6 protein-coding genes are annotated in these 6,741 nt (G+C 39.7%); 2 read left to right on the top strand and 4 right to left on the bottom strand.

The window, feature by feature from the left end:
* Positions 1-193: 193 nt before the first annotated feature.
* Positions 194-523 carry a YegP family protein gene (locus tag B4Z47_RS18955; RefSeq protein WP_070569093.1) on the top strand — a complete coding sequence of 110 codons (330 nt, stop codon included), beginning with the start codon at positions 194-196 and terminating at the stop codon, positions 521-523.
* A gap of 102 nt (positions 524-625) precedes the next feature.
* Here the strand turns inward: B4Z47_RS18955 and B4Z47_RS18960 are convergent, their stop codons facing one another.
* The 3 genes from B4Z47_RS18960 to B4Z47_RS18970 form a co-directional block, all read right to left on the bottom strand.
* Entirely contained in the window at positions 626-2,746 is a 2,121-nt protein-coding gene (locus B4Z47_RS18960) for an ATP-binding protein (protein ID WP_070569090.1), read from the bottom strand.
* A 128-nt stretch (positions 2,747-2,874) separates the two neighbouring features.
* Complete coding sequence (locus tag B4Z47_RS18965) at positions 2,875-4,188, bottom strand: sensor histidine kinase (RefSeq protein WP_070569087.1); 1,314 nt, start codon at positions 4,186-4,188, stop codon at positions 2,875-2,877.
* Positions 4,189-4,330: 142 nt separating this feature from the next.
* Entirely contained in the window at positions 4,331-5,425 is a 1,095-nt protein-coding gene (locus tag B4Z47_RS18970) for a PAS domain-containing sensor histidine kinase (protein WP_070569084.1), read from the bottom strand.
* 219 nt (positions 5,426-5,644) lie between these two features.
* Between B4Z47_RS18970 and B4Z47_RS18975 the strand changes: the two genes are divergently transcribed.
* A complete protein-coding gene (locus B4Z47_RS18975) occupies positions 5,645-6,100 on the top strand; it encodes a GNAT family N-acetyltransferase (RefSeq protein WP_070569080.1) in 456 nt (151 codons plus the stop codon).
* 50 nt (positions 6,101-6,150) lie between these two features.
* Here B4Z47_RS18975 and B4Z47_RS18980 read toward each other — a convergent pair whose 3' ends face one another.
* Complete coding sequence (locus B4Z47_RS18980) at positions 6,151-6,672, bottom strand: DinB family protein (RefSeq protein WP_070569077.1); 522 nt, start codon at positions 6,670-6,672, stop codon at positions 6,151-6,153.
* Positions 6,673-6,741 lie beyond the last annotated feature (69 nt).

Genomic DNA, 6,741 nt, shown 5'->3' on the forward strand with positions numbered 1-6,741 from the left:
GAAAAAAGGGACAGCTAAAGATTTTTGCAGATTGAAAAATAGGGGTCAATATCGAAATGATGAAAAAAGCTATGCTTGTACCACAGAAATCCAATCCTAAAATTTATTTAGGACACATATGACATGGAAAAGTATTATATTGTAGTATGGATTTCATTCCAATAACCATGTATTTATTTAATTAATTGAGAAAATGGGTAAATTTGAAGTAAAAACTCGGAAAAATGGCGAATTTCAGTTTAATCTAAAAGCTGGAAACGGACAGGTGATTTTAAGCAGTGAAGGTTATACAACTAAAGCAAACTGTTTAAATGGCGTTGAATCTGTTAAGAAGAATGCTCAGGACGATAACAAATTTGATCGTAAAACTGCTACCAATGGTAAGTACTATTTCAATCTCAAGGCGACCAATGGTCAAATTATTGGAAGCAGCGAGATGTATGAAAGCGCAAGTGGTATGGAAAACGGCATTGAATCTGTCAAGAAGAATGCGCCTGACGCGACGGTTGAGGAGATAGCCTAAGTCTATATTGAAATGCCGATCGGCTGCACATAAGCAGTCTGTAAATAGAAGCGCATAGGAGTTTATAACAAAGAGCCGGTTTTTTTACCGGCTCTTTTGCGATTATCTTTCCGCTGGTGGGCGTGGAATGGAAAACCAGAAACTGCTGCCCAAGCCTACCGTACTGTCAACTCCTATTAGACCCGCGTGTTTTTTGATAATTTCAGCGGAGATATAGAGTCCGAGCCCGAGCCCCGAGTACGATTTGCCTTCATGGTTTGCTCTATAATATCGATCAAAAATAAAAGGCTGTACTGCCGGATCAATACCTTCACCTTGATCCTTGACGGTTATCTTGATACAATCTTGCAGCTGTTCCACAGTGATATTGATTTCTCTCGATTCTGGTGCATATTTAACGGCATTGTTGACAAAATTAACAAGCACTTGTTCAAGGCGTTGCTCGTCAGCAAATATAGTTGCATCGAGATCGCCCGTAATATTAACTTGATGATTGCCTTGGGATATGATATTGTGACAACTGGAGGCAAGAATCTTTGACGCTTTGAAGGTTGTTTTTTCGAGATGAAGCTGTCCTTCACTGATTCTATGCATATTGAGCAGGTCATCAACAAGTGTAACGATTTTTTTGATATTGACAGCAGACTGATCAATAAGCCTTGAAATGATCTCACTTCCAGTTTTGTCCTTAAATCGTTCCAGCAATTGAATCGTTCCCTTTAAGCCCGTGACGGGTGTCTTTAGTTCATGGCTGGCAATGCCCAGGAAGTCATCTTTTTGTGATTCGTAATTCTTTCGTTTTGTAATATCTGCCACTACGCCGATGAGGTGAGTTGCATGACCTTCTGGATCGTATTTGGGAAGACCTGATGCATTGATCCAGTGTAACGATCCATCAGGCCAACGGATGAGATATTCAGCGTGATAAGTGGTCTTGTTCTGGATAGCGTCCTGCACCTTTTGATACACCATTTCGCGGTGTTCAGGGACGATGCTTCGCATGAGGTCTTCATAGTCAAAGCGGTCGTTTTTGGTAAGACCAAAATTGATTTTACAGGTTTCGGAGCAGTCCATTTTTCCTGTTCTGATATCGCGATTGTAGGAGCCGAGTTCACCAGCTTTTAGTGCAATTTCCAACTGATAGTTGAGAGCTTCAAGATGTTCGTTTCTTTTGATGCGCTCGGTAACTTCATTGGCTATGACAATAATAGACTCCGTTTCACCTTCATCATTCTTTAACGGCTCATAAGTAAAATCAAAATAATGATCGCCCAATACCCCCATAGACTCAAGTCTTGCGTAGGCAGTATCTCCAATGTAGTTTTGGCCGGTGGTAAAGACATCGTCCAATATCCCTAAATAGGGCTGTCCCTGAAGTTCTGGAAGCGCTTGTGCAAGTGGTTTGCCGAGGACAATTTCGGTTTTGCGCCAGAGCTTGAGCATCCTATCGTTGGCAACTTCAATAACTAACTCACGGCCTGTTAAAATCGCAAAGCCTATTGGGGCCTTATCTATAAAGGATCTGAATCGACGTTCACTTTTTTTGAGATTTTTATTGAGTAGCACTGTCAAATCATAGGATTTGTTGAGCTGACTATTCGTGCGATAAAGTTCGTCATTGGCAAGCTCCATTTCGTCATTAAGTTCGAGCAGTCGTTGTTGCATGGTTGCCATGGTAATATTGACGCCCTCAAGCTCATCAATTTTATCGATGGAAGAACTTCGAAGCTCGATTTGATCCATCGCTGTGCGTGCAAGACCTGCTAATATCTGTCGATCAGCTGCGCTGAAAGCCCGCGGATGCTTGTCCATAACGCACAGTGAACCGATCATAAAACCATCATGTGTAATAAGGGGTGCACCTGCGTAAAACCGTAGCCCAAAGTCTCCAATTACAGTTGGATTGGTCAGTAGGATATCTTCTTCCAATGTATCTTCAAAGACTGTTACTTTCTTGTCCAAAATAGCCAGACTACACAAACTTTGCCCTCGATTCGTTTCCTTTGTGGTGCCCATGCCGATATTTGCTTTGAAATAGACCGATTCTGCATCCACCAATGAGAGCAATGCAATAGGGGCATTAAAGATCTGGCTGGCTAATTTTGCAATTCCATCAAAGCTGGCTTCAGCGGGGGTTCCCATTATTTTATAGCGTCTGAGGGCATTCAGTCGGTCATGTTCATTTTCAGGCATTATATCCATTCCAAACGTATTCTCTATCATAGTGACCCTGTAATTCTTTTTATAAAGATATAGTTTTAATTACAAAAGGGAGATTCAATTTTTCTCTCTTCATCGGCAATTCAATGATTCCATAAAACCACCAAAAAATTTCTAAACCTATAGTTGAATTAACAGCATGTGGGTACTTTGAACTCGGTTTGTGGTTTATGGCTGGGGCAGGATGGCAATCCGACCGTAAAAACGGATCCCTTATTAGGTGTGCTTTGGATGTTCACTACACCTTTGTTCCGCTCAATAAGATCCTTACATAAAACAAGGCCTACGCCCGATCCGGGTTCGTCTTCCGTTCCGAAAGACTTTTGCTGGATCTCATTAAAAAGTACGGCGGACTTCGAAGGGTTAATTCCTATTCCTTCATCTTGAATATGAATATGTGTATAGGTTTCATCCATGCTGGTGTAGATGTTGATATTCCCGCTCACATAGCTGAATTTAATCGCATTGCTGATCAAGTTGCGTAAAATAATGATGGTATGATCCCGATTGGCAATTATCTGTGTGTTGTTTGGTATATCAATATTGATTTTTAGCTGTTTAGATTGTGCATTCTCATTAAAAACTTCAACAATTTGTTGTATTATAGGTTTAATCAACTGGGGTGATGCTTTGGTATTGATCCCCTGCATACTGCTGCTGCCCCATTGCAATAAATCATCCAACGCCTGATTCTGCTGCGTAATTTGTTGAAAGATCTGCTGGATGTATTCCTGGGAGTTTGTACTGTCGAGCATTTGATTACGAAACATAAAGACCAGTGCTTCCAGATTGGCAAAAGGACTTTTGATATCGTGCGCGATAATAGAAAAGATTTTTTCTTTGTCCCGATTCATGGATTCTAAGTTGCGGCGTTGCTGCTCAATTTTTTTTATATTCTTATAGATGATGTCAAGAAAGAAGTTGACTGCGACGACCATAAAAGCTAGTGCATTGATAATATTGAAAACAGACCTAGATCGAGGCACTTGCTGGCTTAACGGGAGTATATCGGGAAGTAGATATAAGAGTGAAATCAAAAAAGCTACCGTAATACAAAGGGCTATATGGATCTTTCGATTATCATACATCAACATGGAGACAATCAATGTGCACAATAAAAAGTATTCGCCACCATTTTTATAAAGTAGCGCTCCAGCGAAGAAAAACACAGCATTACTTGTCAACAGTGTTGCCTTAGCGATAGTACGCTTCTCATAATATTGAAGTAGAAGGACCGTAAGCGCACATAGTGAATTGCAGAAGTTAATCGCTGCTAAAATATAACGGTGGTCGATAAGATTGAGGATTGAAAAGAAAATTGTCGGAAATAAACATAACAATGCAATCAGATTGATCATGTATACGCGTTTGAAATCGATGTATGACATGTCCGGATGTGCACCAATATGGGAAAGTAGTTTCCAATATTTACGAAAATGATTCATAAAGACTTGTCTGATTTGCTTGCAATTTCTAAACATTCAAAATTAGCTATAAATCAGGAGTTCAACAATGATTTTTCTTGAATAGCAGGATAAGATTGGCAAAATCTGTCCTGAAAGGAAGATAAAAGGCTACGTCACGTTATTAATTTGGAAAAAACAAACGAATTTCGGTCCCTTGGTTTTCCTGACTGAAAATGGTCATCTGCGCTTTGAGCCTTTCAAGAATTTCCTGAACGATAAACAATCCGATGCCTTTTCCCTGGTACTCCGTTGAATTTGAGCCACGCAGTCTTTCCATACGGATATTTTTGAGTTCATGCTGCGGAATCCCGATACCATTATCTTTAATAATATATAACACACCGTTCGTTACTTTTTCACTATAAATATGCAGCGCTGCTTTCGTATTGGCCGAAGAGTATTTAATGGCATTGTTGATCAAGTTTGTAAAGATTTGGTAAACTCCATTTTGATCACTGTTTACTGGAAAAAGGTCTCCAAAGATAAGTTCAGTATGCGGGCTACGGAATAATAATTTAGCTTCCCGGCACCAATTGGGCAATGTAAGATCTAAACGGACAGGTTGTTTCCGTAGCCTATACATTGGGGCAAGGCTCAGCTCTACCGTTTTGTCGATAATGTCAGCGATGTTTTCAAGTGATTGATCGATGACCTCATACAGTTCGAGCCGCCTATTGGTTTGCATATCCAAATGTTCTTTAAGTACACCTATACCCAATTTAGCGAGTGCCAAGGGATTTTTCGCATCATGTGATAGTGTATAGGATATCATGCGCAGGTTGGTTGCGGGATTGATAGTTATATTTTCTCGATCTAAAGGTTTCTCATCGTGTATCTTATGCGTGACATCGGTAGCTGTGTGGAGGATGGAATTTGTTCGTCCGCGCTTATCAAAGAGTGGCTTATACTCAAAATCAAAATAGCGTTTGATTTTGAAATCACCGTCAACAATCGTTGCGGGAGTTTCAACTGCCTTGTAGGTAACACCGCTTTCCCAGACGTTACGGAGTATATCGGCAAATCCTTCCTGGGTAAAAACCGGAAAAACCTCTCCAAAGGAATGTCCAACGATTTCATTCTCTGTACGCCACATTTTTAACATACGAGAATTGGCAAATGCGATATTGAGGTTCGAATTATCATAAATGGCCGTGGCAATCGGCATTTGATTTAATGCTTCAAAAAAAATCGGTAAATCCTTTTGAGGTTTTTGCATATTGGGTGTTTAATAATCATCTGCTTGCCACAGTGCGAGCGTAAAATTAATCAAAAATCAAGCCAATAGCCATAGTTTTTTATGTTTTTTAATAAAAATGCGATCAGCGGGTATGCTTGGGAATAGTGCAATAAAAACCCACTAAATTATTCCTATATTTAAGAAACTTCACAGGAGATGTAAGTTTAAAATAGACAGGGATTTGTAATCATACCAATTATGGATAAGTATTTGGAAATTAGGAAATATGATGTTCAGGATAGCAATAAACTGATTGATATTCTTCATATGAATATACCGAAGTACTTTGCACAGAGCGAGGTTGCCGATTTCAGGGAATATCTGGATCAGGAAATGGAGACGTATTTTGTTGCACTGGTTAACGGACAAATTATTGGTGGCGGCGGTGTAGGTTTTTCCGATGATCAGCGCACAGGATATTTGAGTTGGAGTTTTTTAAATCCAAAATATCATGGATTTGGTTTTGGAAAAACCTTATTGCATCATCGCATTGACTTTCTTTACGCCCATCATCAGGTTGAAAAGATCGAAGTCGGCACCTCTCAATTTACGTTTGGATTTTATAAGAAAAATGGTTTTGTACTACGGGAAATCCATAAAGATTATTGGGCTGAAGGCTTTGATTTATATGATATGGTCCATACAAGGGAATAGACACAAACCATGAATGCTAGTCAGGCAACATGTTGAAAATAGGGTGCGACTTAGTGATTTAATGACGCCAAGTTTTCCTTAATTTGATTCAGGTGGTGTAGGGGATGATAGCTCATCAGGTAAAACATTTCACGTATACTGAGTTTTCCGAGCAAAGGATGGGGTAAGACTAGGCTATCGAGCTCCTCTTCATTGTACAGTGCAAATAACTGATTAATTTTAGTTATTACTTCTTCTAATTGCGTTATAAGGCCCATTTTCTGTGCAGGCAGGATATCTTCAGGCAAAAATTGACTTGGTGCCTGTAGGCTTGTTTTGAGATAATTGTTAAGTACCGTATCGTAATCCCAAGTTGTACGTTGTAGGGTGCCGAATTTTTGGACGATGAACTCTTTTGATTGCAGTATCTTTGGAAAGGGTAGAAGCGTTAAGAGGATATGTTTTAGCTGCTGACCAGCTGTCCATTTTTCATGATTACGGTATAAAAAAAGGGGATCAGGTAATGCCTGGATATAGGCAATAACCGTATGGTGGTTGTCAGAAAAAGTTTTGATCAGTTCTTGTCGATTCATCCTATTTTTTTTGGTAAGTGTTTACTTCGGTCGTTTATTCTCGCTTATTGATGCGTCAAAGTCAGTATG

The sequence above is a fragment of the Sphingobacterium sp. UBA2610 genome (assembly GCF_002339225.1).
Classification (GTDB): domain Bacteria; phylum Bacteroidota; class Bacteroidia; order Sphingobacteriales; family Sphingobacteriaceae; genus Sphingobacterium; species Sphingobacterium multivorum.